Genomic DNA, 20,379 nt, shown 5'->3' with positions numbered 1-20,379 from the left:
ACCGGAGGGCGTCCGGCCGCGCGGCAGGCCGTCAGTCCGGCCAGGACCGAACCGGCGTCTCGGGGTGCACCTTGAGAATGCGGCAGGGCACCCCGACGAAATTCGATATCCACGCGGCGGCGAGCTCGCCTTCGTCCACCACGTCGATCGCCTGCTCGCCCAGGCGCAGGCCGTAGCGCACGCTGTCGTCGTCCTCGATGACGTCCAGCGGAATGTCCATGCGCAGCATGCCCGGGGCCCGCAGCACCAGGTAGCCCAGGCGCAGCTCCACCGACACCTGCTCGAGCTTCGGACACAGCCCGCGGCTCATCCATTGGCCGGCATCGTTGGCCACCAGCCACTGGCGGTGATACGCGGCGGCCTGCGGCTGCGTGGTGCCGCCGCAACCCGCCACGGGCTCGTAAACCGTTTGCTCGCTCATTTGCCCAGCAGTCCCTTGATGGCTTCTTCCACGGCCGCGCCGCCCTTGCCGCCCTTGCCCGTGACGGCGTCGCGCAGCCGGTTCTCCAGGCTGCGCTTGAGGATGCCGCCGATGGCGTCTTTCCAGAGCACGGTATAGGAGAGCTTGTCGAACGGACCCTGCACGTGCACGGGGATGGTCACGTCTTTCAGGTCGACCAGATCCTTGCCCTCGGGGTCGGCGGCCGGATTCACCACCCGCGCGCGCGCCACCAGGTCGAGCTGGCTTTTCACGAAATCGATGGCGGCGGGCTCGCCTTGCGTCACGCGCAGCAGGGGCGACACGACGTTCAGGCGCTTGACCGTGGCCACGCCCTTGGTGAAAGACAGGTCGGCGTCCATTTCCGAGAATGCGGTCTGGCGGGTGGCGTCGGACGCCACGGTTTCCTCGGCCGACTCGGGCTTGAACGCGGCCTTGAGCTCGCGCAGCGTGCGGGCGAGGTCGATGCCCTTGACCGCGCCGTCGCGCAGCCGCAGCTGCATGGTGCCGCCCAGCCCGCTCTTCATGGCGTAGGAATTCGCGCCGGCGGTCTTGAGGTCGAGCGCCAGGCTGCCGGTGCCGCTCAGCACGTTGCGGTTGGCCAGGTCGACCAGCAGCGGCTCGATGGCGATGCCGGCCAGCGACATCTTGGCCGCCACCTGGTTGCCCTGCGCGGCGTCGACGCTGACCGCGCCGGCCAGCTTGCCGCCATAGAGGCCCGCCGTCAGGCTGGAAATGTCCAGCTTGCCGCGCTCCAGCTTGAGGGCGGCCGAGACGTCTTCGGCCTTCAGGCCGCGCACCACCAGCTTGCCCACCTTGAGCGTGCCGTTGACGCTGGGGCCGACGAGCGCGGACAGGTCGATGGAGTCGTCGGCCGGCGGCGCGGCCGCGGGCGGAGGCGCGGGCGGAGCCGGCTTGGACTCGTCTTTCTTGCCGTCGCCGGCGGGTTGCCTGGCCGGCGGCGTGGCCGAGGCGGGCGGCGCGAGCTTGTCCAGGTCGAGGATGTCGACCGCCAGCGCGAACTTCACCTGCGGCGACTCGCTCAGCTTGGCGATGTCGGCGGTGAGGTCGAACTTGCCGCCTTCGAGCACGGCGTTGATCTTGCTGGTGGCCTGGTCTTTCAGCAGGTCGGCGCCGAGGCTGCCGATCACGGGAATCTGCAGGCTGCCCTTGGGCAGGCCCGGATCGGTGATGTTGACGTCGCCGCGCAGCGCCGACATGCCGCCGCTGCGCTGCAGCAGGTTCAGCGTGAGCGGCGAGACGAAGTTCAGCTTGACCACGCGCTCGCCGTTCTTGGAGGTGCTGTCGAGCTTGGCCTCCTTGATGTCCAGCTCGCCCGCGTTGCCGCTGATGCCGTTCAGGCCGAAGCTGGCGTCCAGGCCGCCGACGCGCACCCGGCCGGTCAGGGCCTCGCCGGTGGCCGAGGCGGGCGAGATGTTGAGCGCCGGCGCATCGGCCGCCAGCTCGAAGGGACCGTCTTCGACGGCGCCCTTGGCGCGGATGGCCAGCTTCTCGATCTGCAGCTGGCTCTTGTGCGGGTCGATCGACAGCTTGGGCATGGCCACGCTGGCTTCCACATTGGAGGCGCGGGCGGCGGGGTCGGTCACGTCGCCCTGGAACACGATTTCCAGGCCGGCCACGTCCAGCGCCGACTTGCGGCCATTGAAGGCCAGGTTGCCGCGCACCGCCAGGCTCTTGGCCTCGGCGCCGGGCAGCTTGCCGTCCATGCGCAGGTCCAGCTTCTGGGCCGCGTAGCGCTGCGCCGACGGATCCAGCGTGAGCAATGCCTGGCCGTTGAGGTTGGCGTCCACGCGGGGATAGCCGCCCTCGACCCGGGCGGACAGGCGCACGTCGAAAGGCTGGTTGAACGTCACGCGGCCCGTGTTGGCGTTGATGCGCGTCACGGCCACGGCCATGCCGGTGATCTGGTCCTGGAGCTGGACCTCGCTGTCTTTCAGGTCCAGACCGGCGATGTCGATCTGCATGTTGTTGCGCGGCGCCGGCAGCGTGCCGCTGGTGAGCGCCTGCGCGGCCGCCTGGGCCGCTCCCGCCAGGGCCTCGGCCGGGTTGGCCGGAGCCACGGTGTTGGGCTCGATGCCGCCCACGAGATTGCTGAAATTGAAGGCGCCGTCCTTGCCGCGCACCACGCGCGCCTTCAGGCCGCTGATGGCCACGTGGTCCACCACGAAGCTGTTGGACAGCAGTGGCCAGACCGCCACGGCCAGCCGCGTGCTCTGGATGGAGGCGAAGATGTCCGTGCTATCGGGCTCGGACAGCGACACGTTCTGCACCGACAGCCCGATGCGCGGGAAGAGCGACAGTTCGATTTCGCCGTCGATGCTGAGCGTGCGGTGATAACGCTGCTGCACCAGTTCCTCGAGCTTGTACTTGTACGCGTTGGGGTCGAACGTCAGCAAAAAGATGGCCAGGCCGACGACGGCCACGACAACCAACACAACCAGGCCTATCAATATGCGCTTGAACCACGTTTTCATTGCTGCCCCGTCGGGTACCTCGACTGGAATTCCCTGAATGCCGTCCCCCAAAGCCTGGCGTGGACGGTGCGACTGCGCGCGGGCGGCCCGCGCGGCTGAATGGCCCGTCTCCTGGGCGTGCCCCCGCTCCTGCCGAGCCTTCGGCGCGGGCGTGAGAAAAAGGGAAAGGGTCTGCAGGAGCTGGACTTGATGCATGCCGGCCGCAGGCGCAACCGGGGATATGCACCGCTATCGTAACAAAAACGGGGCGGCGCACGCGGCAGCCCGCCAAAAGGCGGATGGCGCGCGGGCCGGATGGCAGGCGGTTTCCAGGCGCGGCGGCCTTGGGAGTAGAATGTTTGACCTATCAAATATTGACCGATCTACAGATTCATCCCCTCATGCCAGCCCCCTCCCCCTCCGTTCCCGCCGGCCAGCTCCTGCCCTTCCGCCAGACCCTGCTCGCCATGCTGGGCATGTGCTTCGTCATGATGATGGTGGCGGTGGACCAGACCGTGGTGGGCACCGCCCTGCCCACCATCGTGGCCGAACTCCAGGGTTTCGAGCTCTATGCCTGGGTGGCCACCTCGTACCTGCTGACCTCCGTGATCACCGTGCCTGTCTTCGGCCGGCTGGGCGATTACTACGGGCGCAAGCCCTTCGTGGTGGCGGCGATCGCGCTGTTCACGCTGGCCTCGGCGCTTTGCGGCGCCGCCGGCAGCATGTTCGCCCTGGTGCTGGCCCGCGCGCTGCAGGGCGTGGGCGGCGGCATGCTGGTGGGCACGGCCTTCGCCTGCATTCCCGATCTCTTTCCCGATACCCGCGTGCGCCTGCGCTGGCAGGTCATGGTCAGCTCCGCATTCGGCATCGCCAACGCCGTGGGGCCCAGCCTGGGCGGCGCGCTCACCGAGCACTACGGCTGGCGCTCGGTGTTCTACGTGAACCTGCCCATCGGCGTGCTGGGAGCGTGGTTCGTCATCCGCTACCTGCCGCTGCTGCGCAACCATCAGGAAGGCCGCGTGCGGCTCGACTGGCAGGGCGCGCTGCTCATCGCGGCCGCGCTGGGCGGACTGCAGCTCATGGTCGAACTGCTGCCGCGCCACGGGCTGGAACCCGGCACCGTGCTGCTGGCCGGGGTCAGCCTGGCCGCCTTCGCGCTGCTCTATGTGTGGGAACGCCGCTGTCCGCATCCGCTGCTGCCCTTCGACATGCTGCGCAACCGCGCCCTGTCCATGCTGTTCCTGCTGTCGCTGCTGGCCGGCGTCGTCATGTACTCGCTCCTCTTTTATGCGCCGCTGCTGCTGCAGGGAGGCTTCGGCCTGTCGCCGCAGGACGCGGGCCTGCTCATCACGCCCATGGTCGTGTGCATCACCGTGGGCAGCATCGTCAACGGGCGCATCGTCACCCGCATCCGCAGCGCCAACCGCATGCTGTATGCGGGATTCAGCCTGCTGGCGCTGTCGTGCCTGGGCATCGTGGGCACGCGCGCGTCCACCTCGCACGCGCTGATCGCCGCCTACATGATGATGGCCGGCCTGGGCATCGGCTTCATCATGCCCAACCTGACCGTGTTCGCGCAGCAGACGGCGGGCCGCAGCCACTTGGGCATCGCCACCGCGCTGCTGCAGTCCCTGCGCATGATAGGCGGCATGGTGGGCACCGCGGTCGTGGGCACGCTGGTCAACCACTGTTATTTCACCGACGTGGAAACGGCGCTGGGCGGCGGCGCGGCGCGCTGGCTGCCCCAGCTCAAAGACCCCCAGATGCTGGTCGATCCCCAGGCCCAGGGCCGGTTCCTGGCACAATTGGCGCATCACAGCGAAAACGGCGCCTCGCTGATCGAGGCCGCCCGGCTGGCGCTGGTCGGCGCCATCCACAGCGGCCAGGCAATCGCGCTCGCGGTCGCCGTGTTCGCACTGTGGTGCGTGCGGCGCGTGCCGCCCGTCCGGCTGGCGGCCCCGCCTGCGCGCGGACACGGCAATCCTGGAGAATGAGTCTTGCCCAGACAACAACACGGCCTGCAGGTCATCCAGCACCTGGGGCAGACCTACCGCGCCATGCAGAGCGCGTTCAGCCTCAAGGTGGGCCATGCCCTGCCGCGCTGGCGCATCCTGCTGGCGCTGCACGAGTGCGGAGTGTCATCGCAGAAATACCTCGCCGAGCGCTGCCGGCTCGACCCGGCTTCGCTCACCCGGCAGCTGCAGGCCATGCAGAAGCTGGGCTGGCTCGCCCGCGCGCCCGACGCGCACGACAACCGCGTCACCAACGTGCGCCTGACGGCGGCCGGGCAGGCCGTGGTGGACGAAGCCCTGCCCCGGCGCGCGGAATTCTTCGACGATACGCTCAAGGGCCTGTCGACGTCCGACATCGACACCCTCAACCGCATCCTCAGCCGCCTGGAAGAAAACTTCGCCCGCACGGCCGCCCGCGGCCGCCAGACCGAACGCCCGGGCGCCTAGGTTCCGTACGAGGCGGCATTCCGCATCAGCCCCGCCCAGAGCGCGGGGGCTCCGCTCCAGCGCTTCGCCCTGCGCCGCCATGTCCACGGCGGCCAGCGCGCGGGCGCGCCTGCGGCCTCGGTTCACATCTCGATCATCACGCCCGCGGCGATCACGGCCAGCACCAGCGCCGCGATGGCGGCATAGGCGTAGTCCCGCTCGCGCACGAAAAGACAGAGCATCAGCGCCACCCGCGACACCGGCAGGACGATGAACACGGCCACGCCCGCCTTCATGAGATCATGACCGTCGACAGGAACGTCCGGCGGGCCGGCCGCCATCAGGGCCAGCCCCGCGGCGATCAGCGCGCATGCGAGCCAGGTTCCCGTGCGCAGCAGCGCCGCGATGGCCCGGTCGCGCCGTCCGGCGTGGTCCGCATCCGATCTCATGCCCCGCCTCCCGGAATATGGACGCCCAGCGCGCTCAGCAGCATCTGCACCGCCAGCAGCGCAAGCACGATCACGAAGAACACGCGCAGCTTGTCGGCCGGCAGCCCCATCAGCATCCGCGCGCCCGCCAGCGCGCCGGCCACCGAGCCCAGCGCGATGGGCCCCGCGATGCCGATGTCGATGGCCCCGCGCGCGAAATAGGCCCCCGCGCTCGCCGCCGCCGTCACGCCGATCATGAAATTGGACGTGGCGGACGAAACCTTGATGGGCAGGCGCAGCGCCGCATCCATGGCCGGAATCTTCAGCACGCCCGAACCGATGCCCAGCAGGGCGGAGATCAGACCGGCGCCGTACATCAGCGCCAGCCCGAGCGGCACGCGGCCCACCCGGTACGGCACTTCCCGGCCCGACGCCCGGTCGGGAAAACTCGAATGCAGGCGCAGCACCGTGGCCCAGCTCTTGACGTTGGCGGGGCTGGCGTCCACGGCCTCGCGCCGCCGCGCCAGCATCTGCCGCGCCGAAACCGCCAGAATCGCCGCGAACAGGCCATACAGGAACGAGGTGGAGACAATGCCGATCAGGAACACGCCGGTCAGCGCGCCCAGCGTCGTCGCCGTTTCCAGCACGATGGCGAGCCGGACGTTGGTCAGCCGCTCTTTCAGGAAAGGCGCTGCGCTGCCGCAGGAACAGGCGATCACCGACACGATGCTCGCGCCGATCGCCACGTGGATGTCCACGCCAAAGAACAGCGTCAGCATGGGCACGATGAATATGCCGCTGGCCATGCCCAGCACGCCGCCCAGGGCGCTGGCGCCGAACGCGGCCGCGAAGAGCCAGAAGATTTCCATGGCCAGGCGCTGCGGTTCAGCCGCGCCCGCGCGGCCGACGGGCCAGGCGCGTGACGAAGCGGATGAGGTCGCCGCGGTAATGCAGCTTTTCGTAGTCGATGGGCCGGCGACCCTCGGTGTACGAGGTGCGCTCGATCAGGAAAACCGCGCTGCCCGCATCGATCTCCAGCGCCCGCGCCACCTCCGGCGCGGCGGTCACCGCCTCCAGCCGGTACTCCGCTTCCGTGAGCGCAAGCTCGTATTTGTCTTCGAGCAGCGAGAAGATGGGTTCCGCGTCCAGGTCGTGGCTGGCGATCTTCTCGCCGACCTCGCGCGGCAGGTAGGTTTCGTCGAAAGACACGGCCACGCCGTCGGCCAGCCGCACCCGCTGGATCCGCATGACGAGGCTGCCCGGCGGCAGCGCGAGTTGCCGGGCCGCGTCGGCGCCGGCCGGCACGAGCTGCTTGTCCAGCAGCCGCGCCGTCGGCGTGCGGCCCAGCGCCAGCATGTCCTCCACAAACCCCGTAAGCTCGGTGAGCTCCTGCGTGATCTTGGGCGGCGTCACGAACGTGCCCTTGCCGCGCCGGATCTCCACCAATCCGCGCGCCACCAGGTTCTCGATGGCCTTGCGCACCGTCGTGCGGCTGACCTCGAAACGCGCCACCAGCCGGTCTTCCGGCGGCAGCTGGCTGCCCGCGGGCAGCGCTCCGGAGGCGATTTCCGCCGCGAGAGCGGTTTCGACTTTGGCGTACAGGGGTCCGTGATCGGCAGTCGTCAGCATGGCGACATCATGACATCATGATGTCATGATGTCAAGGCGAATCCCGCAGCGGCAGCCCGGCCGGCACACGTCCATCGCCGGGCCGCCCTCAACCTTGGGATTGCCTCACCGATTCCTCCGTCAGGCCCAGCGTCCGCCCGAACTCCGCCCAGCCCTTCGGCGTCACCGTCAGGACGCGCGGCGTGCGAGAACGGCGCAGCCAGCCGTGCGCGCACAGCGTCTCCAGCAAGCGCACGCCCAGCGGGCCGCCCAGGTGATGAAAGCGCTCCGTCCAGTCCAGGCACGGCCGCGCCAGGCCGCGCGGCGTGGGCTCGATAGACGCAATGTCCACGCCGATGCGGCCGAACCATTCCACGCCGGCGGCCGTCACGGCAAACCGCTTGTCGGCCGCGGCCCGCAGATAATCGCGTTCCCGCAGCGCGCGCGTCACCGCCACGCCCACTTGCCCCGCCAGGTGGTCGTAGCAACTGCGGCACCAGCGCAACTGCCGCTGTTCCGGACTCAGCGCCTTCGGCCGGGCCGCGCTCGCCGGCTTCGCGGGGCGGATCGCGGCAAGCTGCTCCAGCGCCTGCGCCACATGGCTGCCCGCGAGCCGGTAATACCGATGCCGCCCCTCCGCCTCCACCTCGACCAGGCCGCCTTCGAGCAGCCTGGAAAGATGGGAACTGGCGGTCTGCGCCGTCACCCCCGCGGCGCGGGCCAGCTCACCCGCCGGCAAGGCTCGCCCGTCCAGCAACACCATCAGCATGGCCGCGCGGGTGGGGTCGGCCACCAAAAACGCCGCGGCCGAAACACTGGACAAATCTGACATGTGAATCTCCCGATGATGCCCGCATGCTAAGCCAGGGCCGTCCGCCCATGCTTCGACCCGCGTCGAAACATCCCAGGGCGCACATCCCTATGCTACCGCCCATGCAAACCCAAACCCTCCCCGCCGCCGCAACGGCACCGCGCCACAGCCGGCTCGCCCTTCTCGCCCTGTGCCTCGCGGTGCTCGCCGCCCAGATCGACACCGCCGTCGTCAACCTCGCCACCCGCGCCATCGGCGCCGATCTCCACGCCGGCCTCGACGCCCTGCAATGGATCATCGACAGCTACAACCTGGTCTACGCCGCGCTGCTCCTCACCGGCGGCCTGCTCGCCGACCTCCATGGCCGGCGCCGCCTGTTCGCCATCGGCGCCGCCGTTTTCACGGCCGCATCGCTGCTGTGCGCGGCAGCGCCGTCCGCACCGGCCTTGATCCTTGCCCGCGCCCTCGCCGGATCGGGCGCGGCCCTGCTCATCCCCGCGTCGCTCTCCCTCATCCGCGTCGTCTGGCCCGGCTCCGCCGAACGCGCCCGCGCCCTCGGCATCTGGGCCGCCTGCAATGGCCTCGCCATGGCCATCGGCCCCACGCTCGGCGGCCTGCTCATCGGCCACGCCGGCTGGCGCGGCGTCTTCCTGGCCGTCGTTCCATTCAGCGCCGCCGCCCTCGCGCTCGCCCTCATCTGCCTGCCGGAATCCTCCGATCCCCAGGACCGCCATTTCGACGGCTCCGCCCAGCTCCTGGGCGCACTTGCCCTGGGCGGCCTGGCTTACGCCGCCATCCAGTCCCACACCTCGCCCGCCGCCGCCCTCGCCGCATTCCTGATCGCCCTCGCCTCGCTCGCCCTCTTCCTCCGCGAAGAAAAGCGCCGCGGCTCCGCCGCCCTCGTTCCCCTCGGCCTCTTCCGCTCCCGCCCCTTTTGCGGCGCCTGCGCCGCCACCGCCGGCATGACCTTCGGCATGTACGGCGCCCTCTTCCTGCTCCCCCTCGCCTGGCAAGTCGCCGGCCGCTTCGACGCGGTGCAGACCGGCCTCGCCCTCATGCCCATGGCGCTCGTCTTCGTCACCGTCTCCCCCTGCTCCGCCGCCGTCGCCGCGCGATACGGCTCGCGCGTCGCCACCGCCGGCGGACTCGCCATCATCGGCACGGGCCTCCTGCTGATCGGCGCCAGCGCACACCTCGCCTCCGTGCTGCCCGCAGGGTTCGGGCTGGCCCTCACCGGCCTGGGCATGGGCCTGGCCACCGGCCCCCTCATGGGTGCCGCCATCGGCGCCGCTCCCGCCGCACGCGCCGGCACCGCCAGCGCCCTCATCAACGTCGCCCGGATGGTGGGAGCAACGGCGGGAGTGGCGTTGCTGGGGACGGTTTATGCAATAGCGGGCGGCGGCGTGGAAGGGTTGCGGGCGGCGATGGCGGCAGGGGGCGCCGTGCAGGTTGCGTGCGCGGCGGGAACGTGGGTGGCGATGAAAGAGAAAGCCGTGCTCCCTCCCGACCATGAGCCAGGCCCTTGAATCGGACGGCTCCGAATAGAGCCTGCATCAGAGCCAGTATCGCCTCATGGTGTCGAATGGCGCCTGGGCAACTGGGACATGGCATGAGCTATTGCTATTCAAAACCATTGCTTCGCCCATCTCCGGCCCGACCTGTTCCACCAAGAATTCAGCGCCAAGCTGGACAAGCCAAGCGGTGTCTCCCGCCACCCTGACTGGCTAAGCAAGCACGTGTATTGACCCAGTGAAAACCTGCTCACGTCATAATCGAGGAAATGACGATGAGCACGAAGATGGAAGAAGACATCAAACGCTGGACAGCCAAGCGCAAAAGCGCGCTGGTGCTGGACATCATCCAAGGCAAGACGACAGTGGCCGAGGCGAGCCGCCAATACGACCTGTCACCATCGGAAGTCGAGCAGTGGGTCGATGACGGCAAGCGGGGTATGGAGAACGCCCTGCGAGCCAACCCGCAGGATGTGCGTGAGCAGTACGAGCGCCAGCTTAAAGACCTGCAAGAGGCGTACGGCGAAGCGATGCTGGAGCTGCGCGCCAGAAAAAAATTGCAGTCCCTGCTGGGCGAGGACGAGAAGTGATCGAGACGATCCGCCAGGGACTGCAAGCCGACGGTATCACCGTCTCGATCGCCAAGCTGTGTCGCTGGTTCGGTGTGCCGCGCCGCACGGTGTACTACAAGCCGGTGAAGTCCGCGCCCAAGGTCGATCCCAAGTTCGCCGTGCCGATCAAGGCAATGATCGAGGAATCGCCGTCGTTTGGGTACCGGACGGTGGCGCATCTGCTGGGGTTCAACAAGAACACCGTGCAACGCGTGTTCCAGTTGATGGGCTGGCAGGTTCGTAAGCGGCCGATCGGGTTCAGGCCCCGGATCCAGGCCCTGCCATCGGTGGCAACGATGCCGAACGAGCGCTGGTCCACGGATATGTGCCGGGTGTGGGCTGGCCGGGACGGTTGGGCAACGCTGGCGCTGGTGATCGACTGCCATACGCGCGAACTCTTAGGCTGGCACCTATCTCGCAGCGGCAAGGCCTGCACCGCGGGCAGCGCCCTGGAACATGCCTTGATTGCCCGCTTCGGGACGTTGGGTCGCGTGCCGATGCCGTTCCTGTTGCGCTCGGATAATGGGCTGGTGTTCACGTCGCGCAGCTACACCGCACTGGTACGCGGCTATGGATTGCGCCAGGAGTTCATCACGCCGCATTGCCCTCAGCAAAACGGTATGGTCGAGCGCGTGATCCGCACGCTCAAAGAGCAGTGTGTACATCGGCATCGCTTCGAGACGATCCAGCATGCCAGCCGCGTGATCGGCGACTGGATACGCTTTTACAACGACCGACGACCGCACCAGGCGCTCGGCATGAAGACCCCGGCTGAGGCATTTGCATTAGCCGCTTAACCTGAGCAGGTTCTGCTGGGTCATTACACACGCCCGGCTGATTGGGCGGCCCCAGGAAGCATTCGCGCGCCACAACCGGCCAAATGCGGTCTTCCCCTGGCGACCGGGGTGGCATGCGAAGCATGGGACTTCGGAACGCTGTCAACGCTATTCAGCGGCATACGCCAAGTCGAACAGGATGCCATTGGCTGCCGAACCGCAACGGGTCAGCCGGTTTGAATCTGACCCGCCTGCATGCGTCGCTTCCTGTCGCTGAAGATCACCCTCCACCTGCTGGGCAACGTCAACCCGCGGTCGATGTTGGCCGGCGAAAATGAAAACGCATCTGCAGACAACCAAAAACCCTCAGCAGCTTCCCCGCCGAAGCAGGGTCATCGAGAGGAGCCGTGTTGACGGGAATTCCAGGCCCGGCAAAGCGGCTCGTCAATCGCCCCGCCAGGGCGACGTTAGGAGTTCTTGACCCGTCCGGGTTCTGTGACACGGCCGCCCGGATATCGCACCAGCGGGCGCCGGGTGGTATGGAAGCCTGGTACCGCCACAGCATGCGGAAGTGCCGCGGCCCAAGGCCGGGCGGTTCAGGACAGCGTATCGATCAGCCGGCGCATGCGCTGGATGTGGTCGTCCATTTCGAATACGAAGAAATTGACGGGAGACAGAATGCCGCCGACCGCATACAGATCGCCTTGTCGCACCGTGTTCTCGGCATACTCCCGCGCCACGGCCACGTCGGGAGCGGAAACACCCCGCGCCTCGAGATGGCGGACCTGTTCTTTCAAATATTCGAGCTGCTTGCCGACGAAAACGTGAGGATCGTCGCCCGAAGCGACCGGCCCGGTTTCCGGGCGTATCGGACAGGGTTTCACCGGCTCGAGCGTATAAATGATCTGATCCACCACATTGGTGCTCGTGGAACGCGCGAGAAACCGGGACTTCTCGTCGAGATCGCGATACTCCGGAAAATAGAAAAAGCCGATCTTGCGCGTCCGGAACTCGATGCCCAGTTCGCTGTTGGCGGAATAACGCAACCCCCATTGCCGGCAACTGGGCGTTTCGTACTGGTACTTGGGCAGCGCGTCCGTCTCCGCGTCGGAGGAAAAAAAGCGGAACGTATGCTCGTTGAAACAGATCTGGTTGTTATGGAACGGATTGGCATAATTGATCGTCGTCGTGAAGTACGGCACCACGATCTTGAACTGCCCCTCCGGCTTCAATACGCGGTACACCTCTGACATGACGTTGAAGAATCCGTCCAGCGTCAGGTGCTCCAGGGCATGCGAGGAAAACGCGAAATCGACGCTGTTATCCTCGAACGGAAATTTTTCCCGGTTCAGGTCCAGCACCACGTCGGCATCGCTCATGGGCGAGAAATCGATGCCGACCGAACCGGCCATCTTCTTGCGGCCGCAGCCGATATCAATGGAAATCATGAATTTCTCGATAAAGCGGATCTGATGAAAAGGAAGACGAAACGCGCGCCACCCTTGCCCGTTTTCCGCCTTCCGCATGACAGCGAACTGTAGCCCGACTGCCGCGGAAATGGGTAGTGCCCCGCCGCCCCGCATCGGGCGCGCAGCTCGACCCGCCGGGTCCGCCGGCACCGGCGCGGCCAGCGCCGCGAAGCAATCGCGTCGCCCCAATGCAAAACCCCGGGGCGCCCCCGGGGAGATGGCGGCGTTTCGGGAACCCCGGCGCTTTGACGCGAGGCCCCCGGGACGGGAAGCGCCTGGTCAGACGTTAAACAAGAAATTCATCACATCCCCATCCTGCACCACATACTCCTTCCCTTCCGCGCGCATCTTGCCCGCCTCCTTGGCGCCTTGTTCGCCCTTGTAGGCGATGTAGTCGTCGTAGGAGATGGTCTGGGCGCGGATGAAGCCGCGTTCGAAGTCGGTGTGGATGACGCCGGCGGCCTGCGGGGCGGTAGCGCCGATGGGGATTGTCCAGGCGCGCACTTCCTTGACGCCGGCGGTGAAGTAGGTCTGCAGGCCGAGCAGCTTGAAGGCGGCGCGGATGAGGCGGTTGAGGCCGGGTTCTTCCATGCCCATGTCGGCGAGGAATGCCTGGCGGTCGGCGTCGTCGAGGTCGACGATTTCGGATTCGATGGCGGCGCAGATGGCGACCACGGGCGCCTTGCGCGCTTCGGCGAATTCGGTGAGGCGGTCGAGCAGCGGGTTATTGGCGAAGCCGTCGTCGGCGACGTTGCCCACGTACATGGCGGGCTTGGCGGTAATGAAGCAGAGCTGGGCGATGTCGGCCATTTCCTCGGGCGACAGGCCCAGGGTGCGGATGGGCTTGGCTTCGTTCAGGTGGGCCACGCACTTCTCAAGCACGGCGACGATGCGCTGCGATTCCTTGTCGCCGGAGCGCGCGGTCTTGAGGTGGCGCTGCAGAGCCTTCTCGGCGGTCTGCAGGTCGGCGAGCGCGAGCTCGGTTTCGATGACTTCGATGTCGGCGATGGGGTCGACCTTGCCCGCCACGTGAACCACGTTGGGGTCTTCGAAGCAGCGCACGACGTTGACGATAGCGTCGGTTTCGCGGATGTGGGAGAGGAACTGATTGCCCAGGCCTTCGCCCTTGCTGGCGCCGGCGACCAGGCCGGCGATGTCCACGAATTCAACGGTGGCCGGGAGGATGCGCTCGGGCTTGACGATCTCGGCCAGCTTCTGCAGGCGGGGGTCGGGCACTTCGACCACGCCGACGTTGGGTTCGATGGTGCAGAACGGGTAGTTTTCGGCGGCGATGCCGGCGCGGGTCAGGGCGTTGAAGAGCGTCGATTTGCCGACATTGGGCAGGCCGACGATGCCGCATTGCAGAGCCATGGGAATCCTGTGTGATTATGGTTTGATCGTTGATGCGTAAGTTTACCGCGTCGCCCTCCCCGCCCTCAGGCGGCGGCCGAGGGCACCCAGCGCATGATGGCCCAGATCACCAGGATGGGGCCGGCGTTGAAGAGCGCATGCAGGAGGACGGCGGCGCCGATGCCGCGGCGTACGCGCATCCAGCCCAGGACCAGACCCGTCACCCATTGCGGCAGCACGAGCAGGGGCAGCAGCCAGTAAGGGGTCTGGTGCAGAACGAAATTGCCCAGGTGCATGCCGGCGAAGGCGAGCGCGACGAGGTGGAAGACCAGGCCGAAGCGGCGCAGGTAGTAGCGCCGCCAGGCGGTGTTCCAGCCGGCGAGCGCTTGGGGGCGCTGCCGCACGCCCCAGGCGGCGAGCAGCAGGAGAGCGGCCAGCAGCAGGCCGGTCCAGAGCCGCGGCCCCCATATCAGCGCCGGCACGATGGCCGGGCACAGCCACAGGGCCTGCAAGGGACGGCGCAGGCCGTAGCGGAACAGCATTTCCTCGACGAGCGGGGCCCAGAGAATGGCGGCAAGCACGGGGATGTTGTTCAGGTCCAGCCTGTGGGTGGCGCCGCCGACGCCGGCGGCGGCCACGGCGAGCGGGCCGAGCGCGAAAAGGTTCAATGCCCAGAGGAAGGCGGCCCAGGCCAGCAGGCGCCGCGGTCCGGTGCCGGGCCAGGCGTCGGCCGCGATGCCGCCGCCGCGCAGCCGGCCGGGCAGGCGGCGCAGCGGAGCCGGTCTGCGGATGAACCGCAGGAAGTCCATGAATTCGCTGCGAAAGCGCGGGCGGGGCGGCGGGTTCATCCGGCCTCGTTGCCGCTGTGCAATTGGCGCGTGGCCAGCGCGAAATCGCCCGCGAGCAAGGCCGGCATGAGGGCGCGGCAACGGTCGATGACGGCTTCGATTTCCTTTTGTTCTTCGCGCCGGGGCTGGTGCAGGACGAAGTCCGCCACGGGCTGGGCCAGCCCCAGGGTGCGGGGATGGCCGATGCCGATGCGCAGGCGCCAGAAATTGGGGCTGCCCAGCGCGGCCTGTATGTCCTTGAGGCCGTTGTGGCCGGCGTGCCCGCCGCCCTGTTTGAGCTTGACCTGGCCGGGCAGGAGGTCGAGTTCGTCGTGCAGCACCAGGACCTGCTCGGGCGCGAGCTTGTAGAAGCGCGCGAGCGCGCCCACGGCCTGTCCGGAGCGGTTCATGTAGGTGGCCGGCTTGAGCAGCAGCACGTTGTCCGCGCCCAGGCGCGCCTTGGCGACCATGCCGAAGAAGGATTTTTCCATGGCGAAGGAGGCGCGCAGGTCGTCGGCCACGTGATCGGCCAGCCAGAAGCCCGCGTTGTGGCGGGTGGTTTCGTAATCGGGGCCGGGGTTGCCCAGGCCGACAATGAGACGTATGGGTGTAGGCATGATGGGGCGATTAAACCAAAAAATCCCGTCCCCACGCTGCGCCTGCGGCTTGGGACTGCCCGCGCGAGGACCTTTCTGGTTTTTGTCTTGGGACGGCCCTGTCTCCGGGACCGCGCCCATGCCGATGCGCGCCGGTCCGGTTACTGTGCGGCCAGGCGCAGCGCGCGCGCCTGGCCGCACACGGCCTCCAGGAACACCTGCAGCGCGGGGAAAATCTCGGCGTCCGCCCGGGTAACCACGCCGACCGGAGGCAGGGACCAGTCGGGCTGGAACTTGAGAATGCCCAGCACGCCCAGCCTGGCGTAGTGCAGCGCGACGCCGCGCGGCATGGCCGCCAGCACGTTGGACTGGCGCAGCAGCACCTCGTTGGCCAGCAGGCTCACCGATTCGACGACGGGGTCGATGAGGGGCGCGTTCTGCTCGGCGAAGTAGGCGTCGATGCGCGCGCGCAGCGGGGCCTCGGGCGGCGGCAGGATCCAGGACTGGCGCGCGAGCGTGGCGGCGTTCACGCGCGAGGAGCGCATCAGCGGATGCCCGATGCGGGCGACGACGCGGATGGGTTCTTCGTACAGGATTTCGGTGCGGAACGTCCGCTGGGCCGCGCCCGTCATCAGCCGGCCGATGACGCAGTCCAGTTCGCCGCGCGCCAGCCCGTTGAGCAGCACGTCGTACGAACCCTCCTGCAGCATGACGGTGACGCCCGCCGCCTCTTTGCGCAGTTGCGCCAGCGCCTCGGGAATCAGTACGGGCAGCACGACCTGCAGCACGCCGGCGCGCACCCGGCCCGAGGCGCCGCGGGTCATGGCTTCGAGCTCGACGCGCGCGCCGTCCAGGTCGGCCAGCAGCAGGCCGGCCTTGTGCGCCAGCGCCAGGCCATAGCGGGTGGGCGTCACGCCCCGCCTCGACCGCGCGAAGAGCGGCACGCCGAAGGTGGCTTCCAGCTCGGCCAGCAGCTTGCTGGCCGCCGGCTGGGTCATGCCCATCTGCGCCGCGGCCTTGTGCACGCTGCGGGTGGAGTCCAGCGCCCGCAGCAGGTCCAGGTGCCGGATGCGCAGGCGCGCGCGGATCTCGCTGGCGCTGGGGAGGCGGACGTCGGAAGCCATGACAGGTGATTCCATTTGGTTTTCACTTGATTATAGTTTTCGATTTCTCGGCATATCACGGCTGCCTACACTGGGCTTTCCCGATGCGGAACCACGACCCGAAACCCCACCTGAAACGGACATGAGGGGAAAGCCATGAAAATCACCATGCTGGGCACCGGCGCGGCGCTGCCGGACCCGGACCGCGGCCAGTCCGCCATTCTGCTGACGCTGGAAAACGGCAGGCACTATCTGTTCGATTGCGGCGAAGGCGCCACGCGCCAGATGGTGCGCGCGAACGTCAATCCCGCCGATGTCGGCTTTGTGTTCCTGACGCACCTGCACCACGACCATATCTGCGACTATCCCTACTTCGTGATTTCGAGCTGGATGCTGAACAAGACGGGCAGCCCCTTGTTGCTGGGGCCGCGCGGCACGCGGAACTTCGTTGACCACCTGTTCGAGAATGGCGCTTTCCACGCGGATTTCCAGGCGCGCAGTTCCTACCCGGCGCGGCAGCGGAACATCGAAGCGGTCCGGCCTGAAGTGCGCGAGGTGGCGCCGGGCACGGTGTACGAGGACGGCGACGTGCGCATCAGCGTGGACTGGGTTGAGCACATTCCCCGCGAGATCTGCGAATGCTTCGGCGTACGCATCGAAGCTGAGGGCAGGGTCGTCGCTTTCAGCGGCGACACGGCGCCCTGTCCGTCCATGGTCGGCCTGGCGCGGAACGCGGACCTGCTGATCCACGAATGCACGTTTCCGGAATCTTTCATCGCCCACCGCGCCAAGACCGGCGTGGGCACCTATGCGCACACCAGCCCTGCCGACCTGGGCAAAATCGCGCGCGAGGCGGGTGTGAAGAGCCTGGTCGCCACGCATTTCGGCCATTTCGATTCGTGCAGTCCGGTGCTCAAGCGCGCTGCCGCGAAACACCTTCCGGTCGAACTGATGGGGCCGCACCTGATGGACGACATCGTGTCGGACATCCGCAGGCACTATGCCGGGCCGCTGCGATTGGCCCACGACCTGATGCGCATCGACCTGTAGACCGGCTGCCGCCTCGCGGCGGCAACGATTATTCGAGTCCCCGCGCCCGGGGGCGCTTACAAGGGGAACCACGATGAACCGCAAGCTATGCATGCTGGGCATTACGGCGGCGCTGGCCTGGATCGCGCCCGGCGCGTCGCCCGCCGCCGCGCAATACCCTGACCGGCCTGTCCGCATCGTGCTGCCCTACGCGCCCGGCGCGGCGGGCGATATCGCCATGCGGCAGTTGCAGCCCCTCCTGGAAAAGACGCTGGGGCAGCCTCTGATCGTGGATTACCGCAGCGGCGCCGGCGGCAATATCGGCGTGCAGGAAGTCGCGCGCGCCAGTCCGGACGGCTACACGCTGGTGCTGGGCGCGACGAACAACTTCGTCATCAACCAATATCTCTACCGCAAGCTGGGGTTCGATCCGCTCAAAGACCTGCAGCCGATCGGAAAGGTGGCCGACGTGCCCTCCTTCATCTATGTCAGCGCCGCCGTGCCGGCCGCGAACTACGCGGAATTCAGGCAATACGCCCAGGCTCATCCCGGCCAGTTGAACTATGGTTCGCCTGGCACGGGCACCGCGCCGCACCTGTCGGCGTATATGCTGACGCGGGCGATGCAGGCACAGATGACGCACATCCCGTATCGGGGGTCCGCGCCGGGCGTCCAAGCCCTGCTCGCCAACGAAGTCCAGCTCTACCTGGGCGGCTACAGCGTGGGCGCGGCGTATGTGCCGCAGCACCGTATCCGGGCGCTGGCCGTGGCGTTGCCCGAGCGTTTCGCCGGCATGCCGGACGTGCCCACCACGCGCGAGGCCGGAATTCCCGACGTCGTGCTGAGCAACTGGTGGGCGCTGGCCGCGCCCCGGGGCGTGCCGCAAGAGGTCATGCAGCGCTGGTCGCGCGCCTTGAATGCGGCGCTGGCGGACCCCGGCGTCCAGAAGGCGTTTCTGCAGAATGGATTCATCCCCGGCAGGAGCGATCCGGCCGGGTTCGAACGCGAGCTGCGGCAGGAAAGCCGGAAATGGCAAGCCATCGTCAAGGAGTCCGGCATCACGCTCGACGATTAAAGGATGGCCGGATAAGAAAAAACCCTGCGCGTGCCGGGCACGGGCAGGGTCTGGCGCCGGGTACGGCAGGCCCCGGCTCAGCCGGGGCCTGGTCGCCGTGCCTGTCAGGCGGCGGGAGCGGCTTCTTCGCCGGCATCGCCTTCGTCGGCGGCGGCAGCGCCACCGCCCTTGACGACGGCGGAGGCCAGCAGCGGGTTGGCATCGCCGCCGTGGGCGACGTAGGTCACGCCCTTGGGCAGCTTGATGTCAGCCAGGTGCACCGAAGCGCCCGGCAGCAGGTTGGCCAGGTCCACTTCGATGAACTGGGGCAGGGCCGAGGGCAGGCACGTCACTTCCAGTTCGGTCAGGACGTGGCTGATCATGGCGCCGCCCAGCTTGACGGCCGGCGAGTTTTCGCCATTGATGAAGTGCAGCGGCACCTTGGTGTGCAGGGCCTGGTTGGCGTCCACGCGCTGGAAGTCCACGTGCAGGACTTGCGGCTTGTAGGCGTGCCATTGAACCGAACGCAGCAGAACGGGCTGCTCCTTGCCGTCGAGCTGCATTTGCAGGATCGAGGCGTGGAACTCTTCCTTGCGCAGGGCGTGGTAGATCTCGTTGTGGTCGAGTTCGATGTTCAGGGGGGCAGCCGTGCCGCCATAAACGATAGCGGGAACGCGGCCCGCGCGGCGCAGGCGGCGGCTCGCACTCGAACCCTGGACGCTACGCGCAGTGGCATTGAATTTCATGGAAAACTCCAGATTGCTTGGACGATGCGGGGCATCGCCGGTTACGACGCGGCGCGCACCATGCGCGCCGCGGGGTCCGTGTCCCGCCGCGACCAGCGGGGCACGGGAAAACGGTGCGTCAGTCGACGAACAGCGAGCTCACCGATTCCGCGTTCGAAATGCGCAGAATGGTTTCGCCCAGCAACGCGGCGCACGACAACTGGCGGATCTTGGCGCTGGCCTGACCCTGCTCCGACAGCGGGATGGTGTCGGTCACGACCAGTTCGTCCAGCGCCGAGGTTTCGATGCGGTCGATGGCGCCGCCCGACAGCACGGGGTGCGTGCAATAGGCGTACACGGCGCCGGCGCCGCGGTCTTTCAGGGCCTGGGCGGCCTTGCACAGCGTGCCGGCGGTATCGACCATGTCGTCCATGATGATGCAGGTGCGGCCGTCGACTTCGCCGATGATGTTCATCACTTCGGACACATTGGCGCGCGGGCGGCGCTTGTCGATGATGGCCAGGTCGGCTTCGAGCTGCTTGGCCAGGGCGCGGGCGCGGACCACGCCGCCGATGTCCGGAGACACCACGACCAGGTTCGAGAAGTTGCGGCGCCAGATGTCGCCCAGCAGGATGGGGCCCGCGTAGATGTTGTCCACGGGGATGTCGAAGAAGCCCTGGATCTGATCGGCGTGCAGGTCCATGGTGAGGACGCGGTCGACGCCGGCCACTTGCAGCATGTTGGCCACGACCTTGGCCGAGATGGCCACGCGCGCCGAGCGCGGGCGGCGGTCCTGGCGGGCGTAGCCGAAATAGGGAATCGCGGCGGTGATGCGGCCGGCGGAGGCGCGGCGCAGGGCATCGACCATGACCATGATTTCCATCAGGTTGTCGTTCGTGGGCGCACAGGTGGGCTGCAGGACGAACACGTCCTTGCCGCGCACGTTCTCGTTGATCTCGACCATCACCTCGCCATCGGAGAAGCGGCCCACTGTCATCTTGCCCAGGGACATGTCGAGGTGGTTGACTACGTCCACGGCCAGGCGGGTGTTGGCCGTGCCCGTGAAGATCATGAAGCTTTCGTTTGCCATGATGGATGATGCGAGGGTCGTTTCAAGACACTGACGAGGT

20 protein-coding genes are annotated in these 20,379 nt (G+C 67.6%); 7 read left to right on the top strand and 13 right to left on the bottom strand.

The window, feature by feature from the left end; translation table 11 throughout:
- Positions 1-31: 31 nt before the first annotated feature.
- Positions 32-421 (bottom strand): MOSC N-terminal beta barrel domain-containing protein, encoded by a 390-nt coding sequence (locus NGJ44_RS01960; protein WP_053245581.1) that lies wholly within the window; start codon positions 419-421, stop codon positions 32-34.
- The gene (locus NGJ44_RS01955; protein WP_251862943.1) at positions 418-2,934 is read right to left on the bottom strand and encodes an AsmA family protein; all 2,517 of its coding nucleotides are present in this window, start codon (positions 2,932-2,934) and stop codon (positions 418-420) included. The genes NGJ44_RS01960 and NGJ44_RS01955 overlap by 4 nt, the downstream gene beginning before the upstream one ends.
- 380 nt (positions 2,935-3,314) lie before the next feature.
- Here NGJ44_RS01955 and NGJ44_RS01950 point away from each other — a divergent pair, with 380 nt between their 5' ends.
- On the top strand, positions 3,315-4,907 hold the full coding sequence (locus tag NGJ44_RS01950; RefSeq protein ID WP_053245575.1) for an MFS transporter: 1,593 nt from the start codon (positions 3,315-3,317) through the stop codon (positions 4,905-4,907).
- A gap of 3 nt (positions 4,908-4,910) precedes the next feature.
- Positions 4,911-5,372: a MarR family winged helix-turn-helix transcriptional regulator gene (locus NGJ44_RS01945; RefSeq protein ID WP_053245574.1), complete on the top strand. Its 462-nt coding sequence runs from the start codon at positions 4,911-4,913 to the stop codon at positions 5,370-5,372.
- A 122-nt stretch (positions 5,373-5,494) separates the two neighbouring features.
- Here NGJ44_RS01945 and NGJ44_RS01940 read toward each other — a convergent pair whose 3' ends face one another.
- From NGJ44_RS01940 to NGJ44_RS01925, 4 genes are all read right to left on the bottom strand, one after another.
- Positions 5,495-5,800 (bottom strand): DUF1634 domain-containing protein, encoded by a 306-nt coding sequence (locus tag NGJ44_RS01940; protein WP_053245573.1) that lies wholly within the window; start codon positions 5,798-5,800, stop codon positions 5,495-5,497.
- Positions 5,797-6,648, bottom strand: coding sequence for a sulfite exporter TauE/SafE family protein (locus NGJ44_RS01935; RefSeq protein ID WP_053245572.1), 852 nt, complete (start codon positions 6,646-6,648; stop codon positions 5,797-5,799). The genes NGJ44_RS01940 and NGJ44_RS01935 overlap by 4 nt, the downstream gene beginning before the upstream one ends.
- Positions 6,649-6,664: 16 nt before the next feature.
- A complete protein-coding gene (locus tag NGJ44_RS01930; RefSeq protein ID WP_251862942.1) occupies positions 6,665-7,408 on the bottom strand; it encodes a GntR family transcriptional regulator in 744 nt (247 codons plus the stop codon).
- Positions 7,409-7,496: 88 nt separating this feature from the next.
- Positions 7,497-8,219 (bottom strand): ArsR/SmtB family transcription factor, encoded by a 723-nt coding sequence (locus tag NGJ44_RS01925; protein WP_251862941.1) that lies wholly within the window; start codon positions 8,217-8,219, stop codon positions 7,497-7,499.
- A gap of 101 nt (positions 8,220-8,320) precedes the next feature.
- Between NGJ44_RS01925 and NGJ44_RS01920 the strand changes: the two genes are divergently transcribed.
- From NGJ44_RS01920 to NGJ44_RS01910, 3 genes are all read left to right on the top strand, one after another.
- The gene (locus NGJ44_RS01920; RefSeq protein WP_251862940.1) at positions 8,321-9,724 is read left to right on the top strand and encodes an MFS transporter; all 1,404 of its coding nucleotides are present in this window, start codon (positions 8,321-8,323) and stop codon (positions 9,722-9,724) included.
- A gap of 260 nt (positions 9,725-9,984) precedes the next feature.
- On the top strand, positions 9,985-10,299 hold the full coding sequence (locus NGJ44_RS01915; RefSeq protein WP_032955731.1) for a DUF1153 domain-containing protein: 315 nt from the start codon (positions 9,985-9,987) through the stop codon (positions 10,297-10,299).
- Positions 10,296-11,117 (top strand): IS3 family transposase, encoded by an 822-nt coding sequence (locus NGJ44_RS01910; RefSeq protein ID WP_043224117.1) that lies wholly within the window; start codon positions 10,296-10,298, stop codon positions 11,115-11,117. Before NGJ44_RS01915 ends, NGJ44_RS01910 begins: the two co-directional genes overlap by 4 nt.
- A 575-nt stretch (positions 11,118-11,692) precedes the next feature.
- Here NGJ44_RS01910 and NGJ44_RS01905 read toward each other — a convergent pair.
- The 5 genes from NGJ44_RS01905 to NGJ44_RS01885 all read right to left on the bottom strand — a co-directional run bounded on the left by NGJ44_RS01905 (position 11,693) and on the right by NGJ44_RS01885 (position 16,462).
- Positions 11,693-12,754 (bottom strand): class I SAM-dependent methyltransferase, encoded by a 1,062-nt coding sequence (locus NGJ44_RS01905; protein WP_251862939.1) that lies wholly within the window; start codon positions 12,752-12,754, stop codon positions 11,693-11,695.
- Between the two features lie 90 nt (positions 12,755-12,844).
- Positions 12,845-13,936 carry a redox-regulated ATPase YchF gene (gene ychF / locus NGJ44_RS01900; RefSeq protein ID WP_053244061.1) on the bottom strand — a complete coding sequence of 364 codons (1,092 nt, stop codon included), beginning with the start codon at positions 13,934-13,936 and terminating at the stop codon, positions 12,845-12,847.
- A 65-nt stretch (positions 13,937-14,001) separates the two neighbouring features.
- A complete protein-coding gene (locus NGJ44_RS01895) occupies positions 14,002-14,763 on the bottom strand; it encodes a CPBP family glutamic-type intramembrane protease (protein ID WP_251862938.1) in 762 nt (253 codons plus the stop codon).
- Entirely contained in the window at positions 14,760-15,359 is a 600-nt protein-coding gene (gene pth, locus NGJ44_RS01890; RefSeq protein ID WP_053244060.1) for an aminoacyl-tRNA hydrolase, read from the bottom strand. The genes NGJ44_RS01895 and pth overlap by 4 nt, the downstream gene beginning before the upstream one ends.
- 140 nt (positions 15,360-15,499) lie before the next feature.
- Positions 15,500-16,462: a LysR substrate-binding domain-containing protein gene (locus NGJ44_RS01885; protein ID WP_053244059.1), complete on the bottom strand. Its 963-nt coding sequence runs from the start codon at positions 16,460-16,462 to the stop codon at positions 15,500-15,502.
- Between the two features lie 135 nt (positions 16,463-16,597).
- Here NGJ44_RS01885 and NGJ44_RS01880 point away from each other — a divergent pair, with 135 nt between their 5' ends.
- The gene (locus tag NGJ44_RS01880; protein WP_251862937.1) at positions 16,598-17,491 is read left to right on the top strand and encodes an MBL fold metallo-hydrolase; all 894 of its coding nucleotides are present in this window, start codon (positions 16,598-16,600) and stop codon (positions 17,489-17,491) included.
- A gap of 73 nt (positions 17,492-17,564) precedes the next feature.
- A complete protein-coding gene (locus tag NGJ44_RS01875) occupies positions 17,565-18,545 on the top strand; it encodes a Bug family tripartite tricarboxylate transporter substrate binding protein (protein WP_053244057.1) in 981 nt (326 codons plus the stop codon).
- A gap of 104 nt (positions 18,546-18,649) precedes the next feature.
- Here NGJ44_RS01875 and NGJ44_RS01870 read toward each other — a convergent pair whose 3' ends face one another.
- A complete protein-coding gene (locus NGJ44_RS01870) occupies positions 18,650-19,270 on the bottom strand; it encodes a 50S ribosomal protein L25/general stress protein Ctc (RefSeq protein WP_251862936.1) in 621 nt (206 codons plus the stop codon).
- 118 nt (positions 19,271-19,388) lie between these two features.
- On the bottom strand, positions 19,389-20,339 hold the full coding sequence (locus NGJ44_RS01865) for a ribose-phosphate pyrophosphokinase (RefSeq protein ID WP_053244055.1): 951 nt from the start codon (positions 20,337-20,339) through the stop codon (positions 19,389-19,391).
- Positions 20,340-20,379: the final 40 nt, after the last annotated feature.

The sequence above is a fragment of the Achromobacter sp. Marseille-Q4962 genome, from assembly GCF_943737005.1.
Classification (GTDB): Bacteria; Pseudomonadota; Gammaproteobacteria; order Burkholderiales; family Burkholderiaceae_B; genus Achromobacter.
The sequence above is the reverse complement of the archived record's forward strand: the minus strand, read 5'-3'. Positions and strand labels throughout refer to the sequence as shown.

Bases quoted from the DNA above. Each gene is read 5' to 3' on its own strand.
- NGJ44_RS01865 (WP_053244055.1), bottom strand. From the start codon at position 20,339: ATGGCAAACGAAAGCTTCATGATCTTCACGGGCACGGCCAACACCCGC.
- NGJ44_RS01950 (WP_053245575.1), top strand. From the start codon at position 3,315: ATGCCAGCCCCCTCCCCCTCCGTTCCCGCCGGCCAGCTCCTGCCCTTC.
- NGJ44_RS01870 (WP_251862936.1), bottom strand. From the start codon at position 19,270: ATGAAATTCAATGCCACTGCGCGTAGCGTCCAGGGTTCGAGTGCGAGC.
- NGJ44_RS01875 (WP_053244057.1), top strand. From the start codon at position 17,565: ATGAACCGCAAGCTATGCATGCTGGGCATTACGGCGGCGCTGGCCTGG.
- NGJ44_RS01915 (WP_032955731.1), top strand. From the start codon at position 9,985: ATGAGCACGAAGATGGAAGAAGACATCAAACGCTGGACAGCCAAGCGC.
- NGJ44_RS01925 (WP_251862941.1), bottom strand. From the start codon at position 8,219: ATGTCAGATTTGTCCAGTGTTTCGGCCGCGGCGTTTTTGGTGGCCGAC.
- NGJ44_RS01895 (WP_251862938.1), bottom strand. From the start codon at position 14,763: ATGAACCCGCCGCCCCGCCCGCGCTTTCGCAGCGAATTCATGGACTTC.
- NGJ44_RS01960 (WP_053245581.1), bottom strand. From the start codon at position 421: ATGAGCGAGCAAACGGTTTACGAGCCCGTGGCGGGTTGCGGCGGCACC.
- NGJ44_RS01920 (WP_251862940.1), top strand. From the start codon at position 8,321: ATGCAAACCCAAACCCTCCCCGCCGCCGCAACGGCACCGCGCCACAGC.
- NGJ44_RS01955 (WP_251862943.1), bottom strand. From the start codon at position 2,934: ATGAAAACGTGGTTCAAGCGCATATTGATAGGCCTGGTTGTGTTGGTT.
- NGJ44_RS01940 (WP_053245573.1), bottom strand. From the start codon at position 5,800: ATGAGATCGGATGCGGACCACGCCGGACGGCGCGACCGGGCCATCGCG.
- NGJ44_RS01885 (WP_053244059.1), bottom strand. From the start codon at position 16,462: ATGGCTTCCGACGTCCGCCTCCCCAGCGCCAGCGAGATCCGCGCGCGC.
- NGJ44_RS01930 (WP_251862942.1), bottom strand. From the start codon at position 7,408: ATGCTGACGACTGCCGATCACGGACCCCTGTACGCCAAAGTCGAAACC.
- NGJ44_RS01935 (WP_053245572.1), bottom strand. From the start codon at position 6,648: ATGGAAATCTTCTGGCTCTTCGCGGCCGCGTTCGGCGCCAGCGCCCTG.
- ychF (WP_053244061.1), bottom strand. From the start codon at position 13,936: ATGGCTCTGCAATGCGGCATCGTCGGCCTGCCCAATGTCGGCAAATCG.
- NGJ44_RS01880 (WP_251862937.1), top strand. From the start codon at position 16,598: ATGAAAATCACCATGCTGGGCACCGGCGCGGCGCTGCCGGACCCGGAC.
- pth (WP_053244060.1), bottom strand. From the start codon at position 15,359: ATGCCTACACCCATACGTCTCATTGTCGGCCTGGGCAACCCCGGCCCC.